General features: G+C 38.2%; 16 protein-coding genes. 6 read left to right on the forward strand and 10 right to left on the reverse strand.

Annotated features, from left to right (window positions below; all coding sequences use genetic code 11):
• Positions 1-37: 37 nt before the first annotated feature.
• The 3 genes from G8E00_RS14235 to truB all read right to left on the reverse strand — a co-directional run bounded on the left by G8E00_RS14235 (position 38) and on the right by truB (position 2,367).
• The gene (locus G8E00_RS14235) at positions 38-499 is read right to left on the reverse strand and encodes a hemerythrin domain-containing protein (protein ID WP_166011142.1); all 462 of its coding nucleotides are present in this window, start codon (positions 497-499) and stop codon (positions 38-40) included.
• A gap of 182 nt (positions 500-681) precedes the next feature.
• Positions 682-1,449 (reverse strand): sulfite exporter TauE/SafE family protein, encoded by a 768-nt coding sequence (locus G8E00_RS14240; RefSeq protein WP_166225650.1) that lies wholly within the window; start codon positions 1,447-1,449, stop codon positions 682-684.
• Positions 1,450-1,461: 12 nt separating this feature from the next.
• Positions 1,462-2,367 (reverse strand): tRNA pseudouridine(55) synthase TruB, encoded by a 906-nt coding sequence (truB, locus tag G8E00_RS14245; protein ID WP_166225653.1) that lies wholly within the window; start codon positions 2,365-2,367, stop codon positions 1,462-1,464.
• A gap of 144 nt (positions 2,368-2,511) precedes the next feature.
• Between truB and G8E00_RS14250 the strand changes: the two genes are divergently transcribed.
• The 6 genes from G8E00_RS14250 to G8E00_RS14275 all read left to right on the forward strand — a co-directional run bounded on the left by G8E00_RS14250 (position 2,512) and on the right by G8E00_RS14275 (position 9,294).
• Entirely contained in the window at positions 2,512-3,543 is a 1,032-nt protein-coding gene (locus G8E00_RS14250; protein ID WP_166225656.1) for a lipase secretion chaperone, read from the forward strand.
• A gap of 103 nt (positions 3,544-3,646) precedes the next feature.
• Positions 3,647-4,633, forward strand: a complete 987-nt coding sequence (locus tag G8E00_RS14255; protein ID WP_166225659.1) for an esterase/lipase family protein — start codon at positions 3,647-3,649, stop codon at positions 4,631-4,633.
• A 129-nt stretch (positions 4,634-4,762) separates the two neighbouring features.
• Positions 4,763-5,752: a lipase family alpha/beta hydrolase gene (locus G8E00_RS14260; protein ID WP_166225662.1), complete on the forward strand. Its 990-nt coding sequence runs from the start codon at positions 4,763-4,765 to the stop codon at positions 5,750-5,752.
• A 189-nt stretch (positions 5,753-5,941) separates the two neighbouring features.
• Positions 5,942-6,913 carry an esterase/lipase family protein gene (locus G8E00_RS14265; protein WP_166225665.1) on the forward strand — a complete coding sequence of 324 codons (972 nt, stop codon included), beginning with the start codon at positions 5,942-5,944 and terminating at the stop codon, positions 6,911-6,913.
• A gap of 197 nt (positions 6,914-7,110) precedes the next feature.
• A complete protein-coding gene (locus G8E00_RS14270; RefSeq protein ID WP_166011155.1) occupies positions 7,111-8,073 on the forward strand; it encodes a lipase family alpha/beta hydrolase in 963 nt (320 codons plus the stop codon).
• A gap of 237 nt (positions 8,074-8,310) precedes the next feature.
• Positions 8,311-9,294 carry an esterase/lipase family protein gene (locus G8E00_RS14275; protein ID WP_166225668.1) on the forward strand — a complete coding sequence of 328 codons (984 nt, stop codon included), beginning with the start codon at positions 8,311-8,313 and terminating at the stop codon, positions 9,292-9,294.
• 82 nt (positions 9,295-9,376) lie between these two features.
• Here G8E00_RS14275 and rplS read toward each other — a convergent pair whose 3' ends face one another.
• From rplS to G8E00_RS14310, 7 genes are all read right to left on the reverse strand, one after another.
• Entirely contained in the window at positions 9,377-9,751 is a 375-nt protein-coding gene (gene rplS, locus G8E00_RS14280; protein ID WP_166011159.1) for a 50S ribosomal protein L19, read from the reverse strand.
• Between the two features lie 145 nt (positions 9,752-9,896).
• Positions 9,897-10,637 carry a tRNA (guanosine(37)-N1)-methyltransferase TrmD gene (gene trmD, locus G8E00_RS14285; RefSeq protein WP_166225672.1) on the reverse strand — a complete coding sequence of 247 codons (741 nt, stop codon included), beginning with the start codon at positions 10,635-10,637 and terminating at the stop codon, positions 9,897-9,899.
• A 44-nt stretch (positions 10,638-10,681) separates the two neighbouring features.
• Positions 10,682-11,230, reverse strand: coding sequence for a ribosome maturation factor RimM (rimM, locus tag G8E00_RS14290; protein WP_166011163.1), 549 nt, complete (start codon positions 11,228-11,230; stop codon positions 10,682-10,684).
• A gap of 24 nt (positions 11,231-11,254) precedes the next feature.
• Positions 11,255-11,512 (reverse strand): 30S ribosomal protein S16, encoded by a 258-nt coding sequence (rpsP, locus tag G8E00_RS14295; RefSeq protein ID WP_068912833.1) that lies wholly within the window; start codon positions 11,510-11,512, stop codon positions 11,255-11,257.
• A 148-nt stretch (positions 11,513-11,660) separates the two neighbouring features.
• Positions 11,661-12,110: a type IV pilin protein gene (locus G8E00_RS14300; protein WP_166225675.1), complete on the reverse strand. Its 450-nt coding sequence runs from the start codon at positions 12,108-12,110 to the stop codon at positions 11,661-11,663.
• On the reverse strand, positions 12,104-12,631 hold the full coding sequence (locus tag G8E00_RS14305; RefSeq protein ID WP_166225678.1) for a type IV pilin protein: 528 nt from the start codon (positions 12,629-12,631) through the stop codon (positions 12,104-12,106). The genes G8E00_RS14300 and G8E00_RS14305 overlap by 7 nt, the downstream gene beginning before the upstream one ends.
• Positions 12,615-16,553, reverse strand: coding sequence for a PilC/PilY family type IV pilus protein (locus G8E00_RS14310; RefSeq protein WP_166225681.1), 3,939 nt, complete (start codon positions 16,551-16,553; stop codon positions 12,615-12,617). Before G8E00_RS14310 ends, G8E00_RS14305 begins: the two co-directional genes overlap by 17 nt.
• Positions 16,554-16,556: the final 3 nt, after the last annotated feature.

The raw sequence follows: 16,556 nt of genomic DNA on the forward strand, positions 1-16,556 counted from the left end.
ATCTTTTTTATTCACTTTGAATTGAAGACCACTGACATTAAGTCAAACTGTCCTTCTCGATTTTCTTGTACTTGTTATATTCTTTCTGATATTTCTTCGCTAAAGATTCTTTTTCTTTATCGTCTAAAATTTTACCTGCCTGCTGGAAAAAACCGTGCTCTTCTTCTTTTAAATGATGATGAACCGTTTCCGACAGCTTTTTCGCGATTGCTAACCAACCCGGATTGCTAAATTCAGTTTCAGTGAGCTGTTCAAGTAATTCATCCATTTCATGGTGCTCAGCCAAAGCATGACGAGTGATGCTTAGACCAGAGTCTGTCATCATCAGAGGAATATAAAAATAGCGATCCTCAGCGACAGAATGGGCAAACAATTCATTTTTTAATTTTTCAAATAATTCACGGCGTTGTTCAGTATCACCTGAAGTCTGAACCAGTTTTTCAGCAAGATCTCGCTGAATATCATGACTTTCCCTTAAAGCTTCAAAAATGTTCATCATTATTTTCCTTATTCATTTTGCACTATGATTTATCTATGAAAATCTGCCGATAAAAAAGGAAAGTATCTTTAAGCTGATACTTCCCTTTTGAATTTGGGTTGATTCATCTTAGTAAATTTATGAATTTGAAAGTGTGAAACTATGAAGTGTTTTGTATGAAAAAGTTTAGTAATGAGAATGAGTTACATTAGAAATGTTTGATAAGCCAAACGACAAATCAATACACTCACCAATATTAAAAATAAAATACGAATAAAGCCGCTGCCATATTTTAAAGCCATTTTAACGCCGACGAGCGAGCCCATAACATTGGCAACCGCCATCATTAAACCCAAACCAAATAGCACATGTCCGGTAGGAATAAAAAAACTGAGTGCTGCAAAATTGGTCATAAAATTTCCAATTTTGGACAATGCTGAAGCATGTAAAAAATCAACTTTTAAATATCGAATAAAAAAGAAGATGAAAAAACTGCCCGTACCTGGTCCAAAAATTCCATCATAGAAACCAATGAGAATTCCACCAATACCTGCGGTCATCAGCATTTTATTGGTCAATTCTCTTTGAAAATGCACCTGACCAAATTGCTTTTTCATGAAAGTATAAATGGCAATCACAATCAGCATAAACAGTACAAAGGGTCGCAGTACATTTTGTGGAATCATCGATACACAGGCAGCCCCACCAAATGAACTAATACATGCAGTGACTGCAATAACAGCAAGCAATTTCCATTGTAATTTGACCTGACGCATATAAGAATACGCAGCAGATGCTGTACCACAAATAGAGGCAACTTTATTGGTACCAAAGATGGTGGCAGTTGACGAATGTGGTAATGCCCCCATAAGGGCAGGAATTTGAATTAAACCGCCTCCCCCGACGGCTGCATCAATAGCACCTGCACAAAAGGCAAAAAATAATAAACTGAGTATGAGGTCTAGTTCCATGTGCGATCTCGATTACAACTTGAGAACACGTTTAGGTACTAAACGACGCTTATCGGTAATCTCTGCCAGACCTAAGCACTTTTCACCATCGAAAACCAGCACCTGAGCTTCAGCCTCATGTTGGATATTACTTTCTAAGCCATTGCCAAAATGTGTTGCGCGCCCTTCTGGAATTTGTACACGTGGAAAATGTTGCACAGGCGCATAAGTAGGAAGTAATAAGGCTTCACGCTCTTGTTCAGTTAAACTTTCTAAATATTCTATGGTGTATTCAGGAATAATTTCAAAATGACCTGTTTGAATGCGATGCAAAGCTGTTAAATGTCCATAAGTCCCTAATGCTTTGGCAATGTCCTCACCAACCACACGAATATATGTACCTTTGGAACAGGTAATATCTAATGTCAGACTATTTTCAGTAAAGTCTAAAATTTCAATTGCTGACAAATGAATAGGACGAGCCTCACGTTCAATTTCGATTCCTTTACGTGCAAGCTCATATAAAGGACGACCTTCTTTTTTTAGGGCGGAATACATCGGTGGAATTTGCGTGGTATCGCCAATAAATGTTGCAATGACCTGCTGAATTTTATCTAAAGTCAGCGGTGGAACCGCTTTTTCTAATAACACATCACCTTCAACATCACCTGTTGTCGTGCTATGTCCTAAGTGAATGGTGGTTTGATAGCGTTTATTTGAATCGAGTAAATAGTGGGAAAATTTGGTAGCCTCACCTAAACAAATGGGCAATAATCCCGATGCGAGTGGATCCAATGCCCCAGTATGTCCACCTTTTTCAGCTCTAAATAACCAACGGACTTTTTGTAAAGCTGCATTTGAACTAATCCCTAAAGGTTTATTCAACAAAAAAACACCGTTGATTGGGCGACGTACGATTTTGGGCGATTTAGACGACATTATGAGAAAAATTCATCGAGGATTTCACCCTATCTTAGCAAATCCACTCACTATTTTTTACAAAATTCACTGTAGAAATGTGCATGAATATGGCAAATTAGCTGTTCATTAAAACAATAAGTCGAATATTTCAAAGGATTTGAAATGCAAAAACGTAAAATTTTTATTGGCCTTGGTATCGCTATCGTCATTCTTTTGGTGATTGCACTGATTTTATGGCTTAAACCCAATCAAAGCACCAATGATTCAGCTCAAATTAAAAATGCCGATGCCACGATGAGTGCATCCTCTGTTATTGACAGTCCCAACGCTGCAAATAAAAGTCCTTTTGCAAGTACCAGCCAACAAGATATTCAAATTAATTGTCAGCTTAAAGTCGACAGTAGCAACCATTTAATTGTGAATGAAGGCACGAAAAACTGTTTTGAATTTTTCATTACCCAGTATGGTGAAAAAACACTAGATCAAATCAAAGCAGATTTTTTACGTTATTGCGAGGCTACATATAAAGACCCTTTAAAATCACAAGTGATTGATTTATGGACACGATATTTACAATATCGTGAAAAATTGGGTGACATTCAAGAGCCAAGTGCCGATAAAGAAGATCCAAAATATTACAAAGCCGTCTTTGCTGAGATGAAAAATCTACGTAAAAAATTCTTCTCAAATTATGAAATAGACGGCTTATTTGGACCAGAAGATGTCTACAACGACTATACCATCAGCCGTATGGAAGTGATGAATGACAAAAGTTTAACTGCTGAACAAAAAGCAAAAAAACTTAAAGCATTATTTGACGATTTACCAGAAGACTGGAAAGAAAATCTACAACAAATTTCTCAATTAGATGACTTAAGAAAACTGACAGCGGAAATCAAAGCACGTGGTGGTAGCGCCGACGAACTTCGTCAAATGCGAACCAATTTAGTGGGCCCTGCTGCAACTGAACGTTTAGAAAAATTAGATGTACAACGTAGTCAATGGAAAGGTCGTGTCAGCGATTATCTGGCGCAACGTGACACCATTATGAAAAGTAATATGAGTGATTCTGCAAAACAAACAGCCATTGAAAATATGCGTAAACAAAACTTCTCAAATGAGCAAGAACAATTACGTATTCAAACTTTCGAATCCATACATGATCAAGGAGGACAATTACCTTTTGGCGATTAGAGAAATGTAATTTTTTTATAAAATTATCTTTATCCTAACTCGCTGTAAAAATTGGAAATCTAAAAAAATGAAATAAAAAATACTTAGAGCATAAGGAATGCACATGAAAACCGTAATGAAAAAAATAAAAACTGCGACATTTATCGGGGCAACATTACTGGCTACAGGACTCTCCAGTGATGTACAAGCAGCCGCAGGCATTTTACAGATTAAAGAAACTGTAAAATCTGATTATGCAAAAACCCAATATCCTATTGTCATGACACATGGCTGGTTAGGTTGGTCGCGGATTGGCAATGATAGCTTCAATATCGATTACTGGTATCAGATTTTGCCAGATATGGCTCGCAATGGCTCAACAGTATTTGCTGCACAAATCTCACCTGCACATACCACAACTTTCCGAGGAGAACAGTTGATTCAACAGGTTGAAGAAGTGATTGCATTAACTGGAAAATCAAAGGTCAATTTGATAGGTCATAGTCATGGGGGACCCACAGTTCAGTACGTAGCCGCTGTTAAACCGCAATATGTCGCGTCTGTCACTGGTGTAGGTGGAACGTACCGTGGCTCAAAAGTTGCTGATAAAATTCAAAGCAATACAGCCAGTCGTACCCTCTTTAATATTTTAGGTGATTACATCGTCCCACCACTGATTGCTTGGGCTGAAGGTCGTCCAGACATGCCGCTCAGTTTCGATGCGTCTATGACCTCATTGACTGAAGTTGAATCTGCTAAATTTAATGCAAAATATCCAACGACTGCATTGGCCAATGACTGTAAGAAATCTGGAACTAAAGTGGATCGTGGTATTTATTATTATTCATGGGGTGGTGTGGCTCAAACCACGAACCTCTTAGATATAGATACCATCCTCATGCAGCTTGGGCCTTTAGCTTATGGCAATAAAGATAACGATGGTATGGTTGCACGTTGTAGCACACACATCGGGCAAGTGATTCGCGATAATTACAATCTGAATCATACAGATCTCGCCAATATGATGTTTGGCCTTAAAGGCATATTGGCACCTGACCCTGTCGCTTTATTTAGACAACATGCCAACCGTTTAAAATTACAAGGTCTTTAACTCATGATCATTACGAATGCTTCAATCAGCATTCGTAATGAACGTATATAAAATGCCGACCAAAAGATTATATTTTAATCAACAACTTATGTATAATTTTTAGACTATAAAAAAAACGAAGGGAAACGAATGAAAAAAACATTCATCAGTACAGGATTCGTACTTGCTTTAATTATGTTGAGTTTTACTGCTGAAGCGAAGTCAACAGTTCAGACTCATGCGCTACAAGCAAAATCGAGTTTTGTTTTATCAAATTATGCAAAAACCCAATATCCTATTGTATTCAATCACGGGATGTTAGGCTTTAACACGGTTGGAATTGACGGATTTGGCATTGATTATTTTTATCAAGTCCTTCCCAATATCGCAAGAAACGGTGGCAATGTCTGGGCAAGTCGTGTTTCGCCATTCAACAGCAATGAAGTGCGCGGTGAGCAACTCTATCAACAAGTTCAACAAATTTTAGCCATTACTGGGGCTAAAAAAGTGAACCTGATTGGACACTCTCAAGGTGGCCCCACAAGTCGTTATGTTGCAGGTGTTGCTCCTGAGCTTGTCGCATCCATTACTTCTGTAGGATCGCCGCATAAAGGCTCACCCATCTCCGATACAATCTTACAAGTCGAAAATACTGCACTTGAAAAACCCGTTGTCAGTGTTGTGAATTTTATTTCTAAAGCCATTGTATTTGCGCAAACCTTAAATAGTTCAGATTTTCCCCACAATTCACTTGCCACTGCAAAAAGTCTCAGCTTAAGTGGTGCTGCTGAATTTAATCGTAAATTTACAGCAGGTATGCCAACAAACGCATGTGGTGAAGGCAAAGCCGTTGACAATAATATTTACAACTATTCATTTAATGGTGTTGGTGCAACCACTAACCTTTTGGATGTCGATTCAGTATTGGGTGTCACCAGTTTAATGATCAATAACGGTGGTGATAATGACGGTTTAGTTCCTCGTTGCAGTGCTAAATATGGGAAAACAATCCGTGATAATTACAACTGGAACCATTTAGATGAAGTCAATCAGTTGCTGGGTTTAAAAGCAGTTTTCGCTCCAGACCCTGTTGATGTTTATCTACAACATGCAAATCGCTTGAAACAGCAGGGACTGTAATTTTTCAACCTCAATAAATTAAGGGCAATAGAACATTAAATTTATTGCCCTTTTTTTATGAATTCAATCCATCCATTTTGAATAATGGAGTTATTTTCACTCAACGCTATAAATTTATAATTGAAATAAATGAATAGCATTATGTGGACAAATTGAATTGTCCATTCAACACACAAGGAATTAAAAAAAATGAATTACCTTTCAAAAACAATCGCTTTAACTATGCTGCTCAGCATCAGTAGTTCTTCAGTATTTGCTGCTGGCATTGCAAAAGGTACATCTAAATTTGTGATTTCAAACTATGCTAAAACAAAATATCCAATGCTCATGGTACATGGTTTTGCAGGGTTTACTCGCTTAGGTACAGAAAACTTTGGCTTAGACTATTGGTATCAAATTTTGCCAGATTTGGCCACCAATGGTGCAACTGTTTATGCCGCTCAACTCTCTCCAGTTGAATCTACTGAAATTCGTGGTGAACAACTCCTTCGCCAAGTGGATGATGTGATTGCATTAACAGGAAAAAATAAAGTAAACCTTATTGGTCATAGCCATGGTGGTCCTACCATTCAATATATTGAAGCCATTGCACCTGAAAAAGTCGCATCCTTAACTGCTGTTGCAGGCGCGATGAAAGGTTCAACTATTGCCAATACCATCTCTGAAAATAATTTATTGCTTCCGGTTGCCAAAGCACTTTTTAATATTTTAGGTCCTACACTGACTTTCTTAGAAGGCAATACAGAACTTTCAATCAATCCGAAAAATGCTTTGAATTCATTAACCACACAAGGCTTAGACAAGTTTAATCAAACATATCCAACAGCCGCTATTCCTAAAAACTGCAACGACAAAGGGCAAAAAATTACAGCCAATGGGGTTTATCATTACTCATGGATGGGAAATAAACAAATTACCAATCCACTAGATATTATTGATACTGCGGTTATTGGCTTAAGTGCTTCACTCATGCAAGAAAAAAATCATGATGGTTTTGTTTCAGTATGTAGTGGCAATTATGGTCAAGTCATTCGAAATGACTACAACCTAAACCACTTAGATGAAATTAATCAAATTTTAGGTCTTAAAGGTATTTTTGCACCAGATCCAGTTTCAATTTATCGTCAGCATGCTAATCGATTGAAACTTGAAGGTTTATAAGTTCTATACTTGATCAGCATTTGAGTCCAATCATCTATCTAATGATTGGACTTTTTATTAATACATCTAAAAATGCATTTAATCTAAATTTACAAATTAATATTGGTTATTTTTCTCTCTTTTATTCATATTTATTTTGATGGTGATAAGGAATATCACGATCTGTCTTAAATACAACAAAAAAAGAGTAAATCGCAATGAAAACTGGAATTTTAAAAGCTGGACTTTGCCTTGGTTTAATATTTTCAACCCTGAATACCAACGCTGAAGTTCATGAAGTCACTGGAAAAGCCACAAGTGATTATGCACAAACCAAGTACCCTCTGTTTTTTATACATGGGATGTTTGGCTTTAGTAAATTAGGTCTTGAAAAATTCGGTGTAGATTATTGGTATCAGATTCTTCCAGATTTGAAGAGAAATGGTGCTCAAGTGTTCGCATCACAACTTTCCCCACTACACACCACAGAGTTCCGTGGAGAGCAAGCCCTCATTCAACTTGAAGAAGTTCTTGCAATTTCTGGAAGCCCAAAAGTGAATTTGATTGGGCATAGTCAAGGTGGACCAACTGCACGTTACATTAGTGGTGTAGCACCTGAAAAAGTCGCGTCAGTGACTGGTGTTAGTGGCACCAATTTAGGCTCCCCTGTAGCTGACTTAGTGGAAGGAAAAAAGCCGTTAAATAATATTTTAGCGCCACTGGTCAATGGGGTTGTTTCGCCAATTATCAGTTTTGCCCAATTAATCAAAAATCTTCCAAGCGATTTTAAAGGCTCAATCAATAGCCTAACGCTTGCGGGTAGTCTTAAGTTTAATGAACGATTTCCAATGGGCATGCCTGCAAATCAGGCATGTACAGATGGACCGCATCAACAACAAGGCATTTACTTTTATTCTTGGATTGGTAATGCCAATAGAACAAATTTCTTAGATCCGGATACCATTTTCACTGCGCTTGGACCATATGCTTTTGATAAGCAGGAAAATGATGGTCTTGTCAGTGTTTGTAGCAGTAAGTTTGGTAAAACTATTCGAGATGATTATAAGCTCAATCATTTCGATGCAATTAACCAAGTCCTTGGTCTTAAAAGTAAATCAGCACCTGACCCTGTGGCTTTATACCGTCAACATGCAAATCGATTAAAACTTCAAGGTCTATAAAGTTCTCAACTCTATTCAAGTCAGACTTACAGGGGACACCCTGTAAGTCGCGCATCTATTTAAATCTATTCAACAATTATTCAACAAATCTCAATTCTAAATTGATTCTGTTTTCTCTCTTTTATTTTTACAACGATCACTGTGTTTTTTTATCTCAAGACTCCAAACTTTTAACATGGCTAGTTTTAACATTCATTAATTCCAACAATATTAATGATGATTATTTAAGGATGAAAAATGAAAATCAAAATGTACATTCACTACGCTATTACTCTCAGTAGCTTTATTTTATGCACTATTTCCAATGCATCTGGATTGATTCATGTCAAATCATCACAAGTTAATTCTGATTATGCAAAGACCAAATACCCTATTGTAATGGCGCACGGGTTTGCTTTAGGTTTCAGTCGAATTGGTACTGAAAAATTTGGTCTTGATCAGTTCTATCAAATTACCCCAGATCTTGTTCGCAATGGAGCAAATGTTTTTGTTGCACAAATGTCCCCTGTAGAATCCACGATAGTCCGTGGTGAACAATTACTACAACAAGTTGATCAGGTACTAGCATTATCTGGAGCACAAAAAGTTAATCTCATCGGACATAGTCATGGTGGACCAACCGTTCGTTATATAGAAGCAGTAGCACCACAGAAGGTCGCATCTCTGACAGCTGTAGCAGGTAGTATGAAAGGCACTCCATTGAGTGCAGGTTTAACCAATAGCAATTTTTTGAGTAAAGCTGGAAAGATCGTTATTGGAAATCTTCTTGCACCCGCAATTACAATTTTAGAAGGTAATCCTAAGCTTTCTATCAATTATGAGGCTGCAATGTATGATTTATCAGAACAAGGAGCCTTAGCATTCAACCAAAAATTTCCATCTGCTGCACTTCCTAAGGACTGCAATTCAAATGGTGTACCACGTACAGAAAATGGCATTTACCATTACTCCTGGATTGGCTCATCTAAAGTAACGAATGTTTTAGATGTATTAGATACCGCTATAGTCGCAACAGGTGTTGTGCTTATGCCGAATGAAAAAAATCATGATGGCTTAGTTCCTATTTGTAGCGCCAAATACGGTAAAGTGATTCGTGACAATTATAATTTGAATCATTTTGATGAGGTTAATCAAGTCTTGGGGTTAAAAAGTGTTTTTGCTCCTGACCCTATTTCTATTTTTAGACAACACGCCAATCGATTAAAACTTCAAGGCTTATAACTTTCAATACAATATTTTCAAAACAGCAGACATAAAAAATGCGCCTAAAGGCGCATTTTTTAACTCAAAGTAAAACCCAAAATTAAGCTTTAACTTTACGAGCAGGTAATTTTTCACGAATACGAGCAGCTTTACCAGACAATTCACGTAGGTAGTAAAGTTTAGCACGACGAACGTCACCACGACGTTTCACTTCGATTTTAGCAACGATTGGAGAGTGAGTTTGGAATACACGCTCAACACCAACACCGCTAGAGATTTTGCGAACTGTGAACGCAGAGTTCAAGCCACGGTTTTTAATCGCAATAACAACACCTTCAAATGCTTGAAGACGTTCGCGATCACCCTCTTTAACTTTTACTTGGACAACTACTGTGTCACCTGGTGCAAAAGCAGGGATGTCTTGTTTAAGCTGAGCATTTTCTACAGCTTGTACTAAAGGATGCTTACCGCTCATGGGGTATCTCCGATTAGTGCGGGTCAGAAGAGGTCTGATATCCGCCGGGTATAGAGGCTAAAGCGCATGTTACCCATTTAACTTTCCCTTTATGCTTGACCACTTCAATGCATAAAGAGCCTATGTAAAATACTTAAAGTTACCTTTAAATATTTGAATCCTTGAGCCATTTTTTTTGCTGCTTGGTCAACTCTACTTTTTCAACCAACTCTGGTCGACGTTCTAGTGTCCGTTGAAATCGCTGCAAAAAGCGCCATTTTTCAATATTGGCATGATGCCCTGATTTTAATACTTCAGGAACATCCAAACCTTGAAAATGGTCTGGCTTTGTATATTGTGGGCAGTCTAAAAGACCATCCACAAATGAGTCTTGCACGTGTGATTGCTCATCAGACATTGCCCCCGGAAGTCTCCGAATAATACTGTCCAATAAAACCATCGCAGGAAGTTCCCCGCCTGATAAAACGTAATCCCCAATGGACCATTCCTGATCGACAAACTTTTGGATCAAACGTTCATCAACCCCTTCATAACGTCCACACAGTACAATCAATCCATCATATTCGACAAACTGTTTCACTGCAGGTTCATTTAAGGTTTTGCCTTGCGGTGACATATACACCACAGGAACATTGGCACAACCTGCTTGCGTTGCAAGCGCTTTGGCATGTTCAATTGCTTGAGACAATGGCTCAGCCATCATCACCATACCTGGACCACCACCAAATGGACGTTCATCCACTCTTTTATAGTTACCCGTTGCAAAATCACGTGGATTAATACAAGTGACTTGTACTAATTCCGCTTTTGCTGCACGCCCGCTAATACCGTAGGCTGTAATCGCTTCAAACATTTCAGGAAAAAGCGTAATGACTGCAAAAAACATCGCAGACTCCTCTATTTTCCTGCTGCGCCTAAGCTCTTTCGAGTTTAGTAATCTACGCCCCAATTCACGTAAATACGACCAGCTTCAAGATCAACACGCTGTACCACATCTTTATGCCATGGAATCATACGCTCTTCAGTATCAACGCTATCTGGTGTTGCGTGAACCACCATCACATCGTTAGCACCAGTCTCAAACATTTCATGGATTTTACCAAGATTTACTTCTTGTTCAGCATCATCCAAACCTAACACCGTTAAGCCTTTCAAATCTGACCAGTAAAACTCATCCATTCCTGCTTTTGGAAGTTGCGATTTTGAAATCCAAACATTGCTACCAACCAAGCCGTCTGCCGCAGTGCGATCACTCACACCTTTTAAGCTTACAACCAAGCCTTTGCCATGAGGTTTCCAACGTTTTACATCGACACTTTGCCAACCTGCTTTGGTCTCAATGTACCAAGGAAGATAGTCAAAGATATTGCTCATAGGTTCTGTATTGGAATAGATCCAGAGCCACCCATTTAATCCATAGGCTGAACGTAACTGTCCAATCTGAATACGATCTTCGGGAACATTCTGTACTGGTGTCATGGGCTTCTACTACTTAATTTAAAATTACGCAGCAGCTGCAGCTTTCTTAGCTTGAGCAGCTAAAGAAGCAACACGTTCAGACGGTTGAGCGCCTTGAGCAACCCAATGAGCAAAACGGTCAGCATCTAAACGAAGTTTTTCTGCTTTACCTTGAGCTGTAGGGTTAAAGAAACCAATACGTTCGATGAAACGACCGTCACGCGCATTGCGGCTATCAGTAACGATTACTTGATAGAAAGGACGTTTTTTAGCACCACCGCGTGCTAGACGAATTACAACCATGATAGAACCTTATAGTTTTTACGGATTATCCACGAACCGACCATCGGAACATTTCAAACCCCTTTCATAGAGGGCGATATTTTACGTCATCTTTGACTCGAAAGAAAGATCAAATTTTAGTTATCCACAATTTTGAATTTGGATTTAATTAATCCCATTTAGATGAGACCGATAAAGCACAAGTGTTGGCCTTTTCTATCCAACACTTGTATCCATTAGAATCAAGCATAATTACACCATTACCATCCGTTTTTGTTTTTTTAATTGGTGTTGCTTTAAGCACCCAAGATGAAGAGTTTGGAATCTCTAAACTCAATGTATAAAGTTGATCACCATCGACTTCCCTAGGAAAAGTCAGTGGCGCTCCATATATATTTTTATTTGATAAACTGGCGTCGGTATAATTTCCATTAGCAATTTTATAGTTTGCTAGATTACGGCCTATTTGAACCATCTGAGCCTGTACATCTATTCTATGTGTTTTCATTACATATTTTGTATAAGCAGGATAGCCTACCGCTGCCAAAATACCAATAATTGCAACAACGATTAAAAGCTCTATGAGAGTAAAACCAGATTCATTACTTTTCGCTACCATGTCTCCACCGTATCCCCATTCCCACAATTATTAAACTCAATATTAGATACTGTTGCGCATCTCAATCCTGTGCTATTCATAAGCAAATTATAATTAAGCTTGTCCGTCGATTGAGCACGTATTACCCATCCTAAACCACGAGCTTGATCTGAAGTTAAAGCTAAATTTGCATTATTTAAGTCTCGAATATCGATCACATATTTTATACGACTTTCTTCCGCTCCTATCGGAAATTTAATCTGAGACATATCGCCTGTTTGACCATAAAGGAAAGAAGGATTAAACCCCTGATAGGTGTAATTTTTAACCCGATGCCTTTCCAATTGCTCTGCTAACTTTAAAATTTCTTGTTGAGCTTGTGCACGAGCAGCCTTACGTGTATAGGACTGGTATGCTGGTAAAGTAATCGCCATTAAAATGGCAATCACAAAAGTTACTATCATCAATTCGACTAATGTGAAGCCTTTAAGGCTCACATTAGTCATGATTTTATTATGGATCTGATTAATTTGCTTTGACATATTTTTCGTACCAACGCGTAGGGTTCAAAACACGACTACAATTCCACTCTCCGCTTCCTTCAGTATTGCCTAACAGGGTTAAGCTACCGCAACTATTTTTTTCATTATTATTCACTTGGTTTTTCGGTCCAAGGGTGATGCCACGAATACCAGTTCCAAGTACATTTTGGTTCTTTCCATCAATAATGACTAACCCAGTACCCTTTTCTGCCTCAAGATCTTTAACGTTCCTCGACTTAAAACAGACTCCATAAGGCAAGCAGAATTTTTGGCTATCACTCTCCCCAACAATACGCGGTTGACATGCATCACCTGGTTCTACACCTGTTCCCTCTGGATCATAAACAGGAATGATCAAGTTATTTGTAATCGCAATAGGTTCCTCTTCAAATGCTTTAATACCACCAGCAGTACGATTTACATTTTCAGCTCCTGTATAATCACTAGACAATGAACGATACCAGCCTTGTTTTTTGGTCGTACTATATGGAAAGAAAGTAGGAACTACTTGTATACCCTCTAAAGTTTGTGGATTTTTTTGTAATTTACTTAAATTAATATCCTTAGATTTAAGTTCCACATTACTACTCATTAATGAACGATTAATAAAATCATGATCCATTAATCCATAAACTTTATTGGTAGGTCTATTTGACAATGCAGTTGAAGGAAGCATACCTTCACGCCCACGACTTGGAGATACATCTAATGGTGTACTTCTATCTCCAGAAGCAATTGCAACGAGAATAAACGTATTTTGTCCTTCATCATGTATTGTTAGAGTAGGCGGTTGATAAAAACGTGGAGCATCGCCGTTCGTTATATTATTGCCATTTTCGTCAGTTGCTAGATTTGCCAATCTTACTGCTCTGACACCAAATCCAGACGTTGAGGTTGCATTATTATTTAAATCAACTCTGAATACTTGACCACCTAAATCACCGAAGTACAAATGATCTATAAGACCATCAGCATTTCTATCTAATGTACTCACACGTGAAACAATGCTGTGCTTCATGTCTGCATTATTTGTATCTGCACCACTGTTGCTCGCCCACCATAAACGTTTACCAGTTTCAGCATCGATGATATAAACAGCATTACCATCTGCTCTGGTTTTATTACAACCACCACCGTACTCAGCAGAATTCGCTGTACCAAGTTTGAAACGTGGATTTTCATAACACATGTCATATCCACCGCCTACTATAAGGACACGTTTAATTTTTCCATCGTAACGGATATTTGCAATAACTGGCTTAGACCATGATTGCCCCATTCGGCTAAAATATGATTGATCTGCACCAATTCTAAATAGTAATTTTGGACTTTGTGGATTCATTACATCTAATGCATAATAACTTTTCCCTCCCATCCTCATACCGCCATATACTTTCATCGCTTTCGCTTCAACAGCAGAAGCCCCTTCTTTTGAACCTCTTTTTAACTCATATGATGGATCAGCAACCCAAGCCCCACCCATACCATAAGCAATTGAACCACCTGATGTTGTCCGTAATGCGCGAGATGCTTCTTGATCTGCTAATATTTCATGAGGAACGAAAACCATTTGTTCTAGCCCAGTTGAAGCATCTACAATGTGTAAACCACCCTCCATACTGCCAAACAATACTGATTGCTTGCGAATTGTTGTTAAATCTCCTCTTTCATCCAACTCACCTGAATAAGTCAACTGGACAGGGAATGAATGAATACTTCCACCCAAATTGACGAAAGGCTTGGATGGAACTGGCAAAGTTGAAGGTAGTTCTGTCGTCGAAGTTAAATCTAAGTCATAACCTAAATAATTTAAAATTTTAATTTTCAATGGAATAGGGAAATCTTTCAAAACATTTTGGGTTCTCATTTGAGACAGAACATAAGCACCATTTGCAGAATTTGAGTAAGTAGGTAAAGCCAAAAGAGTTCCCGTATCTTTACCAATCAACTCTCCATCTACATTCACCGAATCCACATTCGTATATAAATGTCGCAATGCATTCGGTCTAGCTTTAATTGCGGGGACCGCTCTGATATTATTTGCAGCATTTCCTGATATAGCCGCTACATCATTTGTTGGAACTGGAATATTCCAATATACACCACCTTGGTTGACCACCCCCCCATCAGCTACAGATGTAGGATTCCAGATATCTTTGGTGGTTAAATCAAATTCACCTTTTTTATCAAATATTGTTTTGCTATTAACATCAATAACATCATTACTTGCATCAACAAGAGCCCCCCCATTAATATGATATTTCTTTAAGTTGCCAGCCCAGCTCTTAACCATCTGTCCTGGATTCGGTGACAAAGCTCGCAAGTAACCGAATGGTTGAAATCCATTGGGATTTAAATCATCTTGCGGTACAGAAATAGCACCTGTAGGTACTGGATCAATAACACCATCACCTAAGTTTTTAATAAACTGAATAACGCTGTTTGTAACATCTTGGGCTTGGTTAGCAATAAAGAAACCTCCATTACCATATCCTGGATTGGAATGTGTAGATGTTGGTGAGCAACTATCATCACTTTTACGATCTACTTGTGTCCTTGAACTCATTTGACATGCATTTTTTGCATCTTGAGTGTTTAAATTATTAAGTGCAGCTCCAAATCCAACAAAGGCGGTTTGAATTGAAACACCAGCAGGGTTTGTATTTCTGTCAAAAAGCTTTTTGGCAAAAATACTCATACAATTCCAATTTGTCCCCCCAGTTAGACCATTAGAGCAACTAAATGATGTATCATTCAGAGCTTGCGCAAGAACATCGGTATTCACGGTATCAGTAGGAACACCATCTGATAAAATATAAACTCCTTGACCATCACAACTTTGACGGTCCTCAGCAGCCGGTAAGGGTGAGATATAATTATTTGTTGTTCTTATTTTCGCACCAGAACTTGAGTCCGCTTGCAAAAAGCCACTTTCATTAACATCTACTTGAACCATATGAGTGTAATAGGTTGTATTACCGACCGTATTCTGATCATAGTTTGTTACATTAGGTGCGGAACTAAGATTAGACCAAGAGTAACAATCTCGAGTACGAGTATTAAAATTGACACCGTAATAAGTTGAACACTGACTATAAGTGTAGGTTGAGTTATTATTTAATATTCGCCTAAATTGTTGCTGGCGCACTGCTATGAGAGTACTTGTTCCCATTAAATAAGCAGCTGCTTCAGCGAAAGCATTTGCTGTTGGTGTACCATTATATGCTGATAAATTCGCTACCTGTGTTCTAAGTCTATTCCGCTGTGTAGAATTCACATCTCCTAATTCTTCAGCTGCAACAAGTATTTTTCCTGCCATAGCATCAGCCAAACCATCACCATTTTTATCTGCAGAATAGTTTCCCAATCCGATTTTTGTACTTGGTAAATAAGGATCAGTACTATTCAGTAGTGCGAACATACCATCCTTTAAACGTGTTATACGGTCATAACAACGATATGCACTATTTGTTGTGTTACTAATTTTTTCACAACCTGTTCCTGTCTGTGCACCAGAAGCATCTAAACCTTTTACTCTGTTTGTTGCACTATTGGCTGCCACATAACAGAAGTTTCTTCTATAGACAGGTGTTGTAGTGGAGTTAACATAGTAAACCCCATTATTTGAATAAGAAGTGCTACTACTAGGAGAAGCCGTTTGAGATGAAGTACCACAATTCGTCAAACCATAATCATCATAATAACTAAAGCCACTTCCCTTCATCGAGCCCATACTACCTGAAGTATCAAGCATCATAATAATGGTTTTTTTACCTGCTGTTGGAGTCGCATATATTTGCAAATCACTGGCTTGAACAACAGAACTCGTAAAAATATAGGTAACAAGAGTGCTACTCAAAGCAACCAAGAATTTAAGTTGATAATTGTTTTTATTTGTAGTTTCTTTGGAATTAAATTTCATTAG

Source organism: Acinetobacter shaoyimingii (genome assembly GCF_011578045.1).
GTDB classification, from domain to species: domain Bacteria; phylum Pseudomonadota; class Gammaproteobacteria; order Pseudomonadales; family Moraxellaceae; genus Acinetobacter; species Acinetobacter shaoyimingii.

Coding starts and splice junctions, on each gene's coding strand:
- G8E00_RS14235 (WP_166011142.1), bottom strand. CDS start 499: ATGATGAACATTTTTGAAGCTTTAAGGGAAAGTCATGATATTCAGCGA.
- G8E00_RS14240 (WP_166225650.1), bottom strand. CDS start 1,449: ATGGAACTAGACCTCATACTCAGTTTATTATTTTTTGCCTTTTGTGCA.
- truB (WP_166225653.1), bottom strand. CDS start 2,367: ATGTCGTCTAAATCGCCCAAAATCGTACGTCGCCCAATCAACGGTGTT.
- G8E00_RS14250 (WP_166225656.1), top strand. CDS start 2,512: ATGCAAAAACGTAAAATTTTTATTGGCCTTGGTATCGCTATCGTCATT.
- G8E00_RS14255 (WP_166225659.1), top strand. CDS start 3,647: ATGAAAACCGTAATGAAAAAAATAAAAACTGCGACATTTATCGGGGCA.
- G8E00_RS14260 (WP_166225662.1), top strand. CDS start 4,763: ATGAAAAAAACATTCATCAGTACAGGATTCGTACTTGCTTTAATTATG.
- G8E00_RS14265 (WP_166225665.1), top strand. CDS start 5,942: ATGAATTACCTTTCAAAAACAATCGCTTTAACTATGCTGCTCAGCATC.
- G8E00_RS14270 (WP_166011155.1), top strand. CDS start 7,111: ATGAAAACTGGAATTTTAAAAGCTGGACTTTGCCTTGGTTTAATATTT.
- G8E00_RS14275 (WP_166225668.1), top strand. CDS start 8,311: ATGAAAATCAAAATGTACATTCACTACGCTATTACTCTCAGTAGCTTT.
- rplS (WP_166011159.1), bottom strand. CDS start 9,751: ATGAGCGGTAAGCATCCTTTAGTACAAGCTGTAGAAAATGCTCAGCTT.
- trmD (WP_166225672.1), bottom strand. CDS start 10,637: ATGTTTTTTGCAGTCATTACGCTTTTTCCTGAAATGTTTGAAGCGATT.
- rimM (WP_166011163.1), bottom strand. CDS start 11,230: ATGACACCAGTACAGAATGTTCCCGAAGATCGTATTCAGATTGGACAG.
- rpsP (WP_068912833.1), bottom strand. CDS start 11,512: ATGGTTGTAATTCGTCTAGCACGCGGTGGTGCTAAAAAACGTCCTTTC.
- G8E00_RS14300 (WP_166225675.1), bottom strand. CDS start 12,110: ATGGTAGCGAAAAGTAATGAATCTGGTTTTACTCTCATAGAGCTTTTA.
- G8E00_RS14305 (WP_166225678.1), bottom strand. CDS start 12,631: ATGTCAAAGCAAATTAATCAGATCCATAATAAAATCATGACTAATGTG.
- G8E00_RS14310 (WP_166225681.1), bottom strand. CDS start 16,553: ATGAAATTTAATTCCAAAGAAACTACAAATAAAAACAATTATCAACTT.